This is a genomic window from Arachnia propionica (genome assembly GCF_003932785.1).
In the GTDB taxonomy this organism is placed as follows: Bacteria; Actinomycetota; Actinomycetes; order Propionibacteriales; family Propionibacteriaceae; genus Arachnia; species Arachnia propionica_B.
Genome location: NZ_RQYT01000031.1, coordinates 1 through 12,583, shown reverse-complemented (window position 1 = coordinate 12,583; position 12,583 = coordinate 1). Strand labels below are relative to the sequence as shown.

The window sequence follows — 12,583 nt, the reverse complement described above, 5'->3', positions numbered from 1 at the left end:
GCTGCACCCCTCCCGTCGCGCAACAGAGGGGGCACGTTCATCGCACGATCTCGAAGTTCACCTTGATGACCCCCTGCTCCAGGTCCGCGATCTCCCGGAAGGCGCCGGTGGTGAGGTCGAGGCAGCGTCCGGCGACGTAGGGGCCGCGATCGTTGACCGTGACGACGACGGACTTGCCGTTGCTCGGGTTCGTCACCCTGAGACGGGTGCCGAAGGGCAGGCTCCGGTGAGCGGTTTTCATCGCCCACCGGTCGAAGGGTTCCCCGGATGCCGTGGCGGTGTCGTCGCCGTAGAACGACGCGAGGCAGGACTGGGTGCCGGTGGGGACGGTTCCCGGGGCGGTCTCCGAGAGGTACCGGGCAGTGACCCAGCGCGTGGTTCCCCGCCACACCACCTGGGCGCGGCCGCGACTGACGGTACCGGTGATCCTGAGTTCGGTGCCCTTCGGGACGGTGCCGCGGTATCGGCTGCCGGTGGCGGAGACCCAGAGGTTCAGTTCAGTGGTGGCCCAACGGGACCCGGTGGTGGCGGGCGCGGGTGTCGGGGTCGGGGAGACGACGGGGTCCGGGGCCGGGACAGGGGCGGAACCACCACTGGCCAGGTAGCGGGAGGCCACCCAGGCGGTGCCGCTGCGCCACACGATCTGGGTCCACGTCCCGGACACCACCCCGGTGGTCCCGACGGTGGCGCCCTTGGCGAGGACCGTCAGGGGGCGGTTGGAGGTGCTGGGCTGCGGCCGCACGTTGAGGCGTGTCGTCGTCCTCGCCTGCCCGATGGCGGTCGCATCCGCGGGAACGGGCGCGGTGGCGGGGCTGGTGCGGACGTGGGGCGCCGAGACCCAGGCGTCCCGACCTCGGTGGGAGACCGGCACCCACCCGTTGACGGCGGAGCCCCGGGCCTGGAGGGTCTGTCCGGCCCGGAGCAGCCCGAGCCTCGGGTGGGAGGTGCCCGGGCCACTCCTGATGTTGACGTTCACCCGAGCGGTCACGGTGTCCCCGGCTGCCGCGACGGCCGTCGTGGTGGGGAACACCGCGGGCGCTGGGACACTGAGCACAGCGGTGAGCCCTGCGACGACGCAGAAACGACGTACGTGATCGATCATGCTCATGAGGTACTCCTGAATCATTCGATGACGTTCGACGTCACGTTAAGCATCTTGGTTCCGTTGGCCCAAGTCCCGGGGTCCCCAACCCTCGACCCGATGTCGAGGTTCAGGGGTGAGCTGGGCCCGGGCCTTCACGAGGGTGCCCGGAGGAGGGGATCGTGACGACCGCAGTGGATGTGCCTGTCCGCTCGCCCGCGAAACCGTCTCACGATGCAGGACAGTGGGGGAGAAGTGCTTGACATGCACCGTCCGGGGCGCAATTGTTGGCCCATGACCAGCGGCCAGCTCGTAATCGTCTGACAGCGTTTCGATCCACCAGTCGAGACGCTCCCTCGCGCGCCCAAGGCGCCGAGGGTTTTTTGTTGGGGAAGCAACGGTGCAGGCCGAGACCGAAGGGAGAGACATGTCGGAGGCAGAGGGCAGGATGATGACTGGCGCCCAGGCGCTCGTCGAGTCGCTGGAGCTGGTCGGCGTCGAGGTGGCCTTCGGCATTCCGGGTGGGGCCATCCTCCCGGCGTACGACCCGCTGTACGACTCGAGGATCCGGCACATCCTGGTGCGCCACGAACAGGGGGCGGGGCACGCCGCCGAGGGCTACGCGATGGTGAGTGGACGGGTCGGGGTCTGCATCGCGACCTCCGGTCCGGGCGCGACCAACCTCGTCACCCCGATCGGCAACGCCTACATGGACTCCACCCCGCTCGTGGCGATCACGGGACAGGTGAACTCGACGGCGATCGGCACGGATGCCTTCCAGGAGGCCGACATCCGGGGCATCGTCATGCCGATCACCAAGCACAGCTTCCTCATCAAGCGAACCGAGGACATCCCGCTGGCGATCAAGGAGGCGTTCCACATCGCGTCGACGGGTCGGCCCGGTCCCGTGCTCGTCGACATCGCCAAGGACGCCCTGGCAGGCAGCGCCCCCTTCCACTGGCCGAAGGAGTTGGAGCTGCCCGGCTACAAGCCGACCGTCAAGCCCCACGTCCGCCAGATCAGGGCGGCGGCCCGCCTCATCGAACAGGCCAGACGCCCGGTGCTGTACGTCGGCGGTGGGGTCGTCAGGGCCGAGGCCTACGAGGAATTGGCCCGGCTGGTCGAGATCACCCAGATCCCGGTCGTCACGACGCTCATGGCCCGGGGAGCCTTCCCGGATTCCCACGAACTGCACATGGGCATGCCTGGCATGCACGGCACCGTCGCCGCGGTCGGTGCCCTGCAGAAGGCGGACCTCCTCGTCGCCGTCGGCACCCGTTTCGACGATCGGGTCACCGGAAGGCTCGACTCGTTCGCCCCGCACGCGAAGGTGATCCACGCCGACATCGACCCGGCCGAGATCGGGAAGAACAAGGCCGTGGACATCCCCATCGTCGGGGACTGCCGTCAGACCCTGGCGCTGCTCGCCGAGGAGATCGGCGTGGCACCGCAGGCCGCGGCGTGGCGGGAGATGCTGCTCGGCATGAAGCAGCGCTACCAGCCCCGTTGGGACGAGGCGCCCGACGGCAGGCTCTCCCCCCAGGAGGTCATCCAACGCATCGGTCAGCTCAGCCCCGAGGACACCGTCTACGTCGCCGGGGTCGGGCAGCACCAGATGTGGAGCGCACATTTCCTGCCCCATGAGCGGCCCCGTTCCTGGCTCAACTCCGGGGGGGCCGGGACCATGGGCTTCTGCGTCCCCGCGGCCATGGGGGCGAAGGTCGCCCACCCGGAACGCACCGTGTGGGGCATCGACGGCGACGGCTGCTTCCAGATGACCAACCAGGAGCTCGTCACCTGCGCCCTCAACAACATCCCCATCAAGATCGCCATCATCAACAACAACGCGCTGGGCATGGTGCGGCAGTGGCAGTCCCTCTTCTACGGCTCGCGCTACTCCAACACCGATCTGTCCACCGAGCACCTCCCCAACTTCCCGATGCTGGCCGAGGCCATGGGGTGCGTCGGCATGCGGGCCACCAACGAGGAGGAGATGGAGGACTGCATCGCGAGGGCCCTGGAGATCAACGATCGTCCCGTCGTCATCGAGTTCGTGGTCCACAAGGACGCCATGGTGTGGCCGATGGTGCCGGCCGGTGTCAGCAACGACGAGATTCTCGTGGCCCGTAACATGGCCCCCGAATGGGAGGAGGAGGAACTGTGAGCACGCACACCCTGGGGGTTCTGGTCTCCAACAAACCCGGCGTCCTCACCCGGATCTCCGCGTTGTTCTCGCGCCGCGGGTTCAACATCGACTCGCTCGCGGTCGGTCCGACGGAACGCCCCGAGATCTCCCGCATGACCGTCGTCGCCTCCGTCGAGGACGACGCCGCCCTGGAGCAGATCGTCAAGCAGCTCAACAAGCTCATCGAGGTGCGCAAGGTCCTCGAGCTGGGCCCCAGCACCGTCTGCCGGGAGATGGTGCTGGTGAAGGTCAGGGCCGACGTCAACTCCCGGAGCCAGATCATCGACGTGGTGAGCCTGTTCCGGGGCAAGGCCGTCGACGTCAGCGCCGAGTCCATCACGATCGAGGCAACGGGCAGCCCGGAGAAGCTCACCGCCCTGCTCGAGATGCTCAGCCCGCACGGCATCCAGGAACTCGTCCAGTCCGGTCAGGTCGCCCTCGGCCGCGGCGCACGCACACTCAACGACCACAAGTCCAAGTAACCACCCACACGAAGGAAACCCACATGGCAGAGATGTTCTACGACTCCGACGCCGACCTGTCCGTCATCCAGGGCCGCAGCGTCGCCGTCATCGGGTACGGCTCCCAGGGCCACGCCCACGCGCTCAGCCTCCGCGACTCCGGTGTCGACGTCCGGGTGGGGCTCCGCCCCGGCTCGAAGTCGGCGGCGAAGGCCGAGGCCGAGGGGCTCCGGGTCCTCCCCGTCGCGGAAGCCGTCGAGGAGGCCGACCTCGTCATGATCCTCGCCCCCGACCAGGTGCAGCGGAAGCTGTACGCCGAGGAGATCAAGCCTCACCTCGTGCCGGGTGATGCCCTGTTCTTCGCCCACGGGTTCAACATCCGCTTCGGCTACATCACCGCCCCGGAGGGCGTCGACGTCTGCATGGTCGCCCCGAAGGGGCCCGGCCACCTCGTGCGGCGCGAGTACTCCGAGGGACGGGGCGTTCCGGCGATCATCGCCGTCGAGGTGGACGCCACCGGCAACGCCTGGCCGCTGGCGCTGTCCTACGCGAAGGCGATCGGGGCGCTGCGTGCCGGCGGCATCAGGACCACCTTCACCGAGGAGACGGAGACGGATCTGTTCGGTGAGCAGGCGGTGCTCTGCGGCGGGGCCTCGGCCCTCGTCCAGGCCGGTTTCGAGACCCTCGTCGAGGCCGGGTACCAGCCCGAGGTGGCCTACTTCGAGTGCCTGCACGAGCTGAAGCTCATCGTCGACCTCATGTACGAGGGAGGCATCGCCAAGCAGCGGTGGAGCGTGTCCGACACCGCGGAGTTCGGCGACTACGTCTCCGGCCCCCGGGTGATCGACGCCCACGTGAAGGAGAACATGAAGGCCGTCCTCGCCGACATCCAGTCCGGGGCCTTCGCCAAGCGCTTCATCGACGACCAGGATGCGGGCGCCCCCGAGTTCAAGGCGTTCCGCGCCGCGGGGGAGGCCCACCCGATCGAGGCGACCGGCAAGGAACTGCGGGGCCTCATGAGCTGGGTCAAGGATCACGGCACCGACGACTACGTGGAGGGCTCGGCGGCTCGCTGAATCACGTACCGGTCCAATCAACGTGCACGGGGTGTCGACGGCTGCGTCGGCACCCCGTGTCGCCGTTCGAGGGACGGCCCAAGGCCGGGATGACCCGGGGTCTTGGTAGCATTGGGAGACGCCAAGGACGGGAGGAAACACACCGATGAGCATCTTTCTCATCCTCGGAATCCTTGGTTCCCTGGCCCTCGCGGTGTTCATCATCCTGGGGGACTTCTTCGACGCGGCCTTCCACTTCGACGGGTTCGACTCGGAGATCTTCTCCGTCTCCGCCATCGCCGCCTTCGTGGGGGCCTTCGGCTTCGGAGGGTTGGCGGCGTCGGCCTTCCTCGACACCTTCTGGGTGACGGTACCCGTGGGTCTCGTGAGCGGCTTCCTCGCGGCGTGGGGTGCCGTGGGGCTCACCCGCTGGCTCAAACGGGGGGAATCCGGGGCGATCGTGAAGAACGAGGCACTCGTGGGTTCCGAGGCCCGCGTGGTCACCGACATCCCGTCGTCCGGATTCGGCGAGGTCCGCATCCACGGCAGCCACGACAAACGGGCGGCCATCTCCCCCGTCCCGATTCCCGCAGGAACCCAGGTGTGGGTCTCCGCGATCATCTCCCCGACGGCGGTCGAGGTCCGACCCGTCGTTCCTGAACTCCCACCCCAGTAGAAAGGACCATCAATGCCAGAACTCTCCTCCCTCCTCACGGGTATCGGGGGTGTCATCCTCCTCGCCATCCTGGTGATCTGGCTGATCGCCAGCCGGTACCGGGTGGCGCGGCCCAACGAGGCGTACATCATCACGGGCCAGAAGGGGAGGGCGGTCACCAATCCCGAGACCGGTGTTGTCTCCACGGACCTGTCCGGCCAGAAGGTCATCATGGGTGGCGGCGTCTTCGTCATCCCCCTCATCCAGCGTCTCCACGTGCTCGACCTGTCGAGCCGTCGCATCATGGTCCAGATCCGCAACGCCGTGTCCGGGCAGGGCATCAAGCTCAACCTCGACGGTGTTGCCATCGTCAAGGTCGGTGGCAACGAGGACTCCATCCGCGCTGCCGCGCAGCGGTTCCTCATGCAGCAGGAGGAGATCGAGACCTTCACCCAGGAGACCCTCGCGGGTGCCCTGCGGTCGATCGTCGGTGGTCTCTCCGTCGAGCAGATCATTCGCGACCGTGCCGCCTTCGCCCAGCGGGTGGCCGACGAGTCGGAGGCGTCCCTGACCGGTCAGGGACTCGTGCTCGACACCTTCCAGATCCAGGACATCACCGACGACGGCACCTACCTCTCCGACCTGGGGCGTCCCGAATCGGCCAAGGTCGGGCAGATCGCCGCCATCGCGGAGGCGAACGCCCGCCGGGAGGCGGAGCAGGCCCGTATCGCCGCGGAGCAGGAGATCGCCATCTCGGAGCGGGCCCTGGTGCTCAAGGAGGCCGAGATCAAGGCCGAGACCGACGCGGCTCGCGCCCAGGCCGCGGCCTCCGGCCCGCTGGCCCAGGCGGATCGTGACCAGGCGATCCTCGCCGAGCAGGAGAAGGTGGCCGTGCGTCAGGCGGCACTGAAGGACCGTCAGCTCGACACCGAGGTCCGCAAGCCCGCGGATGCGAAGCGGTACGAGACGGAGACCCAGGCCCAGGCGCGTCGGAACTCGGAGATCTTCGAGGCCGAGGCCCGCAAGGCCGCTGCGATCGCCGACGCCGAGGCCGCCGCCGAGACGGCACGGCTCACCGGTGAGGGTGAGAAGCAGCGCCGTGCCGCACTGGCGGAGGCCGAGGCCATCGAGGGTGCCCGTCGCGGTGAGGCCGAGAAGGCCCGTCGTATCGCCGAGGCCGAGGCCACCCGCGCCGAGGGTGAGGCGAAGGCTGCCGCGGTGCTCGCGATCGGTGCCGCCGAGGCCGAGGCCATGGACAAGCGGGCCGCGGCCTTCGCCAACTACAACGAGGCCGCCGTCCTCCAGATGTTGGTTGAGGTGCTGCCGCAGGTGGCGGAGAAGGTCGCGGCCCCGATGGGCGCGATCGACAAGCTCACCGTCGTCTCGACGGACGGGGCGGCCGCGCTGCCGCGCCAGATCAACGACAACGTCCTGCAGACGGTGGAGATGATCAAGAACACCACGGGCATCGATGTGCTGGACATGCTGAAGTCCCGCACCGGTGGTGCCCAGGGTGTGGTCAAGGGCGAGGCGACCGAGGCCTGATCGCGGCCCCGCGAGGCAGGTGATGATGGAGGCGCTCCCACATGGGAGCGCCTCCGCTCTTGATGAGATCGTCCGTCAGGAGACCGCAGCGGCGATCCGGTCGCCGACCTTTGAGGTCGACACGGGCCCGGCGGAGCGGGCGGAGATCTCGTGCGCGACGGCGTCGTCGATCCTGGCCGCCAGATCGGGCCGGCCGAGGTGGGCCAACAGCAGCGCGGCCGAGCTGATCGCAGCGACGGGATCAGCCACGCCCTTGCCTGCGATGTCCGGGGCGGAGCCGTGGACGGGCTCGAACATCGAGGGGAACTCGCCCGAGGTGTTGATGTTGGCCGATGCCGCCAGTCCGATCCCGCCCGTCACGGCGGCCGCCAGATCGGTGATGATGTCGCCGAACAGGTTGTCGGTCACGATGACGTCGAACTGGGCGGGGTTGACGACCATCGCGATCATGGCCGCATCGATGTGGAGGTAGCTGCGTTCCACGTCGGGGAACTCCTCGCCGACCTGGGTGAACAGCCGCTGCCACAGGCCGCCGGCGTGGACCAGCACGTTGTGCTTGTGCAGCAGCGTGAGTCGGCCACGACGGGAACGGGCACGCTCGTAGGCGTCACGGATCACCCGTTCCACGCCGAAGGCGGTGTTCACGGAGACCTCGGTGGCGATCTCCTGGGCGGTGCCGGAACGCACCGCGCCACCGTTGCCGCAGTAGAGCCCCTCGGTGCCCTCACGCACCACGACGAAGTCGATGTCCCCCTTCGCCACGACCTCGGGAGCCAGAGGGGTGTCGACGCCCGGGTGGAGACGGGACGGTCGCAGGTTCACCCCGTGGTCGAAGGCGAACCGAAGTTTCAGCAGCAGGCCCCGTTCCAGGAGCCCGGAGGGCACGGCCTTCGAGCCCGGTGCGGCGCCGACCGCTCCCAGCATGATGGCGTCGACGGTGGCGAGTTCCGTCAGGACCGAATCCGGCAGGACCTCCCCGGTGCGCTGCCAGCGTTCGGCGCCCAGGTCGTAGTGGACCTCCTCGAACGCATCCGGTCCGGCGACGGCGCGGAGCACCTTCAACGCCTCGGCGGTCACCTCCGGCCCGATCCCGTCGCCGCCGATGATCGCCAACCGCTGTTTCGTCATGGTGTGAACACTAGAGGGTGTCTCAGATCGTGGGGAGCGGATTCCCAGCTCGCGAGACATTGCCCTACCGTTGCCGGAACGGTGAAGGAGAGCATCATGTCCCGAGTTCCACAGCGCCCTGCGGAGTTCCACCTGTTCGACACGAGCCTGCGTGACGGTGGTCAACAGGAGGGGATCAATCTCAGCGTGAAGGACAAGCTGAGGATCGCCCGGTATCTCGACGAGTTGGGGGTCACCTTCATCGAGGGCGGGTGGCCGGGGGCCAACCCCGCGGACACCGAGTTCTTCGCCAGGGCGCGCGAGCTCGAACTCACGACGTCCCGGCTCGTGGCCTTCGGCGCCACCCGGCGTCCCGGGGGCACGGCCGCGACGGATCCGCTCCTGGCCGCGCTGCTGGAGGCTGGCACCGAGTACGTGTGCGTCGTCGCGAAGAGTCACGACGAACACGTCACTCGGGCACTCAGGACCTCCTTGGTGGAGAATCTGGCGATGGTCACGGACACGGTGGAGTACCTCGTCGGTCAGGGACGGCGGGTCTTCGTCGACTGCGAGCACTTCTTCGACGGCTACCGCGCGAACCCCGACCATGCCCTGGCGGTGGTGTCCGCCGCCGCCGAGGCGGGGGCCGAGGTGGTGGTGCTCTGCGACACCAACGGCGGCATGCTCCCCAGTTGGATGGGGGAGGTCGTCAGGGCGGCCGCGGGCACGGGGGCCCGGCTGGGGATCCACTGCCACAACGACTCGGGCTGTGCCGTCGCGAACACCCTCGCCGCAGTCGAGGCCGGTGTCATGCACGTCCAGGGGACGTTCAACGGGTACGGGGAACGCACCGGCAACGCCGATCTCGCCACCATCATCCCGAACCTGGAACTCAAGTACGACTGGCGGGTCCTGCCGGAGGGGAGGCTGTCCGAGCTGACCCGCGTCGCCCATGCCATCGCCCTGGTCGCCCACCAGCCCCTCCTCGGCAGGATGCCCTACGTGGGGCACTCGGCCTTCGCCCACAAGGGGGGCCTCCACGCCTCCGCCGTGAAGGTCGACGCCAACCTGTACCAGCACATCGACCCGGCGCGGGTCGGCAACGACATGCGGATGCTCATCTCCGACATGGCCGGACGGGCCAACATCCAGATCAAGGGGCAGCAGCTGGGATTCGACCTCGCCGACAGGGACGTCGCGGCCAGGATCACGGATCTCGTGAAGGCGAAGGAGGCCGAGGGGTACTCCTACGAGGCCTCCGACGCGAGTTTCGAGTTGCTGCTGCGTGACGAGCTGGGGCTGCCGATGGCTCCCGTTGAGGTGCACTCGTGGCGGGTGTTCACGGAGGAGCGGGACGGGGTCTCCATCACGGAGGCGACGGTGAAGCTCACCGCGAAGGGCGAGCGACACATGGTCGTGGGCGAGGGCAACGGCCCCGTCAACGCGATGGACCAGGCGCTGCGGCAGGCCGTCGCCCCGGCCTACCCGGAGGTCGCGGAGTTCGAGCTGACCGACTACCGGGTGCGCATCCTCGACGAGGGCCACGGCACCGATGCGATCGTCCGCACCCTCATCGACACGTCCTGGGGTGGCCTGACCTGGACGACGGTCGGGGTCGGCACCAATGTGATCGAGGCGTCGTGGGAGGCCCTCTTCGACGCGATCTGCTACGGCATCATCACGCATCTGTGACGGTAGGCTGCGCCCATGCGTATCGCTCGTTTCGCCGCGGCCGGTCAGGATCCCGCCTACGGCATCATCGAACTCGCCGTGGACGGTGGCGATCACCCGGACACCGTCGCCGCCATCACCGGTGACCCTCTGGCCGGTGTCGCCGTGAACTACACGGGGGCACGGTTCGACCTCGACGAGGTGAGGTTGCTCGCCCCGGTCATCCCGCGCAGCAAGATCGTCGGGGTGGGGCGCAACTACGTTGAGCACGCGGCGGAGCTCGGCAACGTCGTCCCCGAGGAGCCGTTGCTGTTCCTCAAGCCGAACACCTGCGTCATCGGCCCAGGGGATGTGATCGTGCGCCCGGAGGGATGCGAGGACCTCCACTACGAGGGCGAGCTGGCCGTGGTCATCGGCCGCATCTGCAAGCAGGTGCCCCTCGAACGCGTGCCGGAGGTCATCTTCGGCTACACCATCGCGAACGACGTGACCGCCAGGGACTGGCAGCGGGAGCAGTGGACCCGTGCCAAGGGCTCCGACACCTTCTGCCCGCTCGGCCCATGGATCAACACGCACCTGAGCCTCGCCGAGGCCTCTCGTCTCGGGATCGAGACGAGGCTGGGGGAGGAGATCCGTCAGTCCGGCAACACCTCCCAGATGGTGCGGGGCATCGCTGAACTCGTGGTCCACGTCTCCTCGTTCACGACCCTGTTGCCCGGGGACGTCATCCTCACGGGAACCCCGGCCGGGGTGGGAGCGATGGCCGACGGTGATGTCGTCACCGTCGAGATCGACGGACTCGGTGCCCTCAGCAACCCCGTGGCGGGGGCATGAGCGGGGGGCTCCCGGTGCCCTCCGGGGTCGTCCACCCGCTCGTGCTGCGCGGGCAACCGCCCGTCCAGTTGCTGCTGGGGGCGGTCACCGTGCTGGGACTGTTCCTCATCCTGCCGGGGGTCATCGCGATGGTCGTCGTCATGGCCGTCGCCGGGATCCGTCAGGTCGACGACGTCCCCGGCCACGTCAGCGCGGCGTTGGCCTACCACTTCCCGGAGGGGGTGCTGGCAAGCCATCTGGGGCTGGCCTCGATGATCCTCGTCGTGTGGGTGCTCATGCGCCATCTGCACGCCACCGATGTCGTCTGGACGGCGTCGGTGCAGCCGGGGATGCGGTGGCGGTACCTCATCGTGTGCGCCCTCGTGGCCGTCGTGCTGCTCAACCTCCTCGTGTGGATCGGCCCTGAGTCGCCCGGTCAGCACTGGCAGTCCCCCCAGCCCGGCTGGTACGTCTTCCTCGGGATCATCCTCGTCAGCTCGCCGCTCCAGGCCGCGGCGGAGGAGGTCCTCTTCCGTGGTTACCTGCAGCAGACCATCGGCTCGTTGGCGGGCCGGGCGTGGGTCGGGGTGGTGGTGTCAGCCGTGGTCTTCGCGGTGTTCCACGGTGTCCAGAACCCGCCCCTGTTCCTTCATCGGCTCGGGTTCGGGCTCGTCGCCGGGGCCCTCGTCATCGCCACCGGTGGCCTGGAGGCGGCCATCGCGGTGCACGTGGTGAACAACCTCATGGCCTTCGGTTACGCCCTGTTCACCGGTGGTGTGGCGGCGACGGCGGCGGTGACCGCCATCCCATGGGGGGCCGCGGCGTGGGCGCTTCTGGGCTTCGCGGTGTGTGCGGTGGCGTCGAGGTGGATCGGAAGACGCATGAACGTCGCGACACGAACCCCGGGGGCCGGGCTGCGCTGAACACGGCTTCGGGGCCCTAGACTGCCGTCGTGTTCGATGTTCGTCTCGCCGATGTGCACCGGGGTTGGGTCGCGGAGTCCGCTCATCGCGGTCGACTCTGCGTCAGTGGTCCCGAGGGGGTCCGGCTCAGCCTCGGGGAGATGGCGACCCCGGTCCTGCCGAGGTCGGCCCTCAAACCCTTCCAGGTGATCGCCATGCTCCGCAGCGGGCTCGACCTGACCGGTGAACTGCTCGCCCTGGCGGGTGCCTCCCACCACGGCCAGGAGATCCATCTCAGGGGGGCGTTGACGATCCTCGAGCGTTCCGGGCTCGGCGTCGACGACTTCCAGCACACGGCCGACCTGCCCGGCGATCCGGAGGCCATGCGGGCCTGGCTGCTCGCGGGGCGGGACAAGGAGCCGCTGGCCCACAACTGCTCCGGCAAGCACGCGGCGATGCTGCGCACCTGTCTGCTGGCGGGATGGCCCGTCGAGAACTACCGGGATCCGTCCCATCCGCTGCAGCAGGGCATCCGCGAGGTCATCGACGAGTACTGCGGTGTCGTCGGGGAGCCGGTCGTGGACGGGTGCACCGCGCCGGCCTTCGCGACGACCCTGCCCGGGCTGGCTGCCGGGTTCGGTCGCATCTCCACCGAGTCCGACGGGCCCGCCCGGCTCGTGGCCGATGCCTTCCGGAACCACGCGGAGTACACCTCCTGCATCGGGGGGAGCGTCGCGAAGCTCGTCGACCAGGTGCCGGGCGCCGTCTGCAAGGTGGGTGCCGAGGGGGTGCTGGCCGTGGGGTTGCCGGACGGCACCGGCATCGCCCTGAAGATGACCGATGGCATGGGTCGTGGTCGCTTCGAGGTGATGGACGCCGTGCTCAGGGCGCTCGGCCACGAGGTGACGAGTGGCCCCGGCGAGGTCGTCGTCGACGAGGAGTTCACCGCCGCGCTGGAGGGCCTCGAGCGCTAGGGAAGGGCCGTCCCGGTCGTCGTGTGGGGCGTCCTGGAGACGATCGAGGTGCCTCACGTAGGAATGAGCGCGAAGGGTGGGTTGGTGCCTCACGTAGTGTGAGCGTGAGGCTTGCGGTCATTTTGGGGTTCGGA

At 68.7% G+C, this 12,583-nt stretch carries 11 protein-coding genes; 9 read left to right on the top strand and 2 right to left on the bottom strand.

Annotated elements, in window-relative coordinates:
* Positions 1–37: 37 nt before the first annotated feature.
* On the bottom strand, positions 38–1,108 hold the full coding sequence (locus tag EII35_RS11445; RefSeq protein WP_185744296.1) for a septal ring lytic transglycosylase RlpA family protein: 1,071 nt from the start codon (positions 1,106–1,108) through the stop codon (positions 38–40).
* A gap of 400 nt (positions 1,109–1,508) precedes the next feature.
* Here EII35_RS11445 and EII35_RS11440 point away from each other — a divergent pair, with 400 nt between their 5' ends.
* The 5 genes from EII35_RS11440 (at position 1,509) to EII35_RS11420 (ending at position 6,982) form a co-directional block, all read left to right on the top strand.
* On the top strand, positions 1,509–3,245 hold the full coding sequence (locus EII35_RS11440; protein ID WP_125228602.1) for an acetolactate synthase large subunit: 1,737 nt from the start codon (positions 1,509–1,511) through the stop codon (positions 3,243–3,245).
* Positions 3,224–3,748: an acetolactate synthase small subunit gene (ilvN, locus tag EII35_RS11435; RefSeq protein WP_464115352.1), complete on the top strand. Its 525-nt coding sequence runs from the start codon at positions 3,224–3,226 to the stop codon at positions 3,746–3,748. Before EII35_RS11440 ends, ilvN begins: the two co-directional genes overlap by 22 nt.
* Positions 3,749–3,771: 23 nt before the next feature.
* The gene (ilvC, locus tag EII35_RS11430; RefSeq protein WP_125228600.1) at positions 3,772–4,803 is read left to right on the top strand and encodes a ketol-acid reductoisomerase; all 1,032 of its coding nucleotides are present in this window, start codon (positions 3,772–3,774) and stop codon (positions 4,801–4,803) included.
* Positions 4,804–4,948: 145 nt separating this feature from the next.
* On the top strand, positions 4,949–5,458 hold the full coding sequence (locus tag EII35_RS11425) for an NfeD family protein (RefSeq protein WP_125228599.1): 510 nt from the start codon (positions 4,949–4,951) through the stop codon (positions 5,456–5,458).
* A gap of 12 nt (positions 5,459–5,470) precedes the next feature.
* The gene (locus EII35_RS11420; RefSeq protein ID WP_125228598.1) at positions 5,471–6,982 is read left to right on the top strand and encodes a flotillin family protein; all 1,512 of its coding nucleotides are present in this window, start codon (positions 5,471–5,473) and stop codon (positions 6,980–6,982) included.
* A 75-nt stretch (positions 6,983–7,057) separates the two neighbouring features.
* Here EII35_RS11420 and EII35_RS11415 read toward each other — a convergent pair whose 3' ends face one another.
* Positions 7,058–8,110, bottom strand: coding sequence for a 3-isopropylmalate dehydrogenase (locus tag EII35_RS11415; protein ID WP_125228597.1), 1,053 nt, complete (start codon positions 8,108–8,110; stop codon positions 7,058–7,060).
* A 96-nt stretch (positions 8,111–8,206) separates the two neighbouring features.
* Here EII35_RS11415 and cimA point away from each other — a divergent pair, with 96 nt between their 5' ends.
* From cimA to EII35_RS11395, 4 genes are read left to right on the top strand one after another with little or no spacing between them, the layout of a single operon-like run.
* Positions 8,207–9,781 (top strand): citramalate synthase, encoded by a 1,575-nt coding sequence (gene cimA / locus EII35_RS11410; protein ID WP_125228596.1) that lies wholly within the window; start codon positions 8,207–8,209, stop codon positions 9,779–9,781.
* A gap of 15 nt (positions 9,782–9,796) precedes the next feature.
* Positions 9,797–10,594, top strand: a complete 798-nt coding sequence (locus tag EII35_RS11405) for a fumarylacetoacetate hydrolase family protein (protein WP_125228595.1) — start codon at positions 9,797–9,799, stop codon at positions 10,592–10,594.
* On the top strand, positions 10,591–11,496 hold the full coding sequence (locus tag EII35_RS11400; RefSeq protein WP_125228594.1) for a CPBP family intramembrane glutamic endopeptidase: 906 nt from the start codon (positions 10,591–10,593) through the stop codon (positions 11,494–11,496). The genes EII35_RS11405 and EII35_RS11400 overlap by 4 nt, the downstream gene beginning before the upstream one ends.
* Positions 11,497–11,525: 29 nt before the next feature.
* Positions 11,526–12,449, top strand: a complete 924-nt coding sequence (locus tag EII35_RS11395; RefSeq protein ID WP_125228593.1) for an asparaginase — start codon at positions 11,526–11,528, stop codon at positions 12,447–12,449.
* Positions 12,450–12,583 lie beyond the last annotated feature (134 nt).

Bases quoted from the DNA above. Each gene is read 5' to 3' on its own strand.
- EII35_RS11445 (WP_185744296.1), bottom strand. From the start codon at position 1,108: ATGAGCATGATCGATCACGTACGTCGTTTCTGCGTCGTCGCAGGGCTC.
- EII35_RS11440 (WP_125228602.1), top strand. From the start codon at position 1,509: ATGTCGGAGGCAGAGGGCAGGATGATGACTGGCGCCCAGGCGCTCGTC.
- ilvN (WP_464115352.1), top strand. From the start codon at position 3,224: ATGGGAGGAGGAGGAACTGTGAGCACGCACACCCTGGGGGTTCTGGTC.
- ilvC (WP_125228600.1), top strand. From the start codon at position 3,772: ATGGCAGAGATGTTCTACGACTCCGACGCCGACCTGTCCGTCATCCAG.
- EII35_RS11425 (WP_125228599.1), top strand. From the start codon at position 4,949: ATGAGCATCTTTCTCATCCTCGGAATCCTTGGTTCCCTGGCCCTCGCG.
- EII35_RS11420 (WP_125228598.1), top strand. From the start codon at position 5,471: ATGCCAGAACTCTCCTCCCTCCTCACGGGTATCGGGGGTGTCATCCTC.
- EII35_RS11415 (WP_125228597.1), bottom strand. From the start codon at position 8,110: ATGACGAAACAGCGGTTGGCGATCATCGGCGGCGACGGGATCGGGCCG.
- cimA (WP_125228596.1), top strand. From the start codon at position 8,207: ATGTCCCGAGTTCCACAGCGCCCTGCGGAGTTCCACCTGTTCGACACG.
- EII35_RS11405 (WP_125228595.1), top strand. From the start codon at position 9,797: ATGCGTATCGCTCGTTTCGCCGCGGCCGGTCAGGATCCCGCCTACGGC.
- EII35_RS11400 (WP_125228594.1), top strand. From the start codon at position 10,591: ATGAGCGGGGGGCTCCCGGTGCCCTCCGGGGTCGTCCACCCGCTCGTG.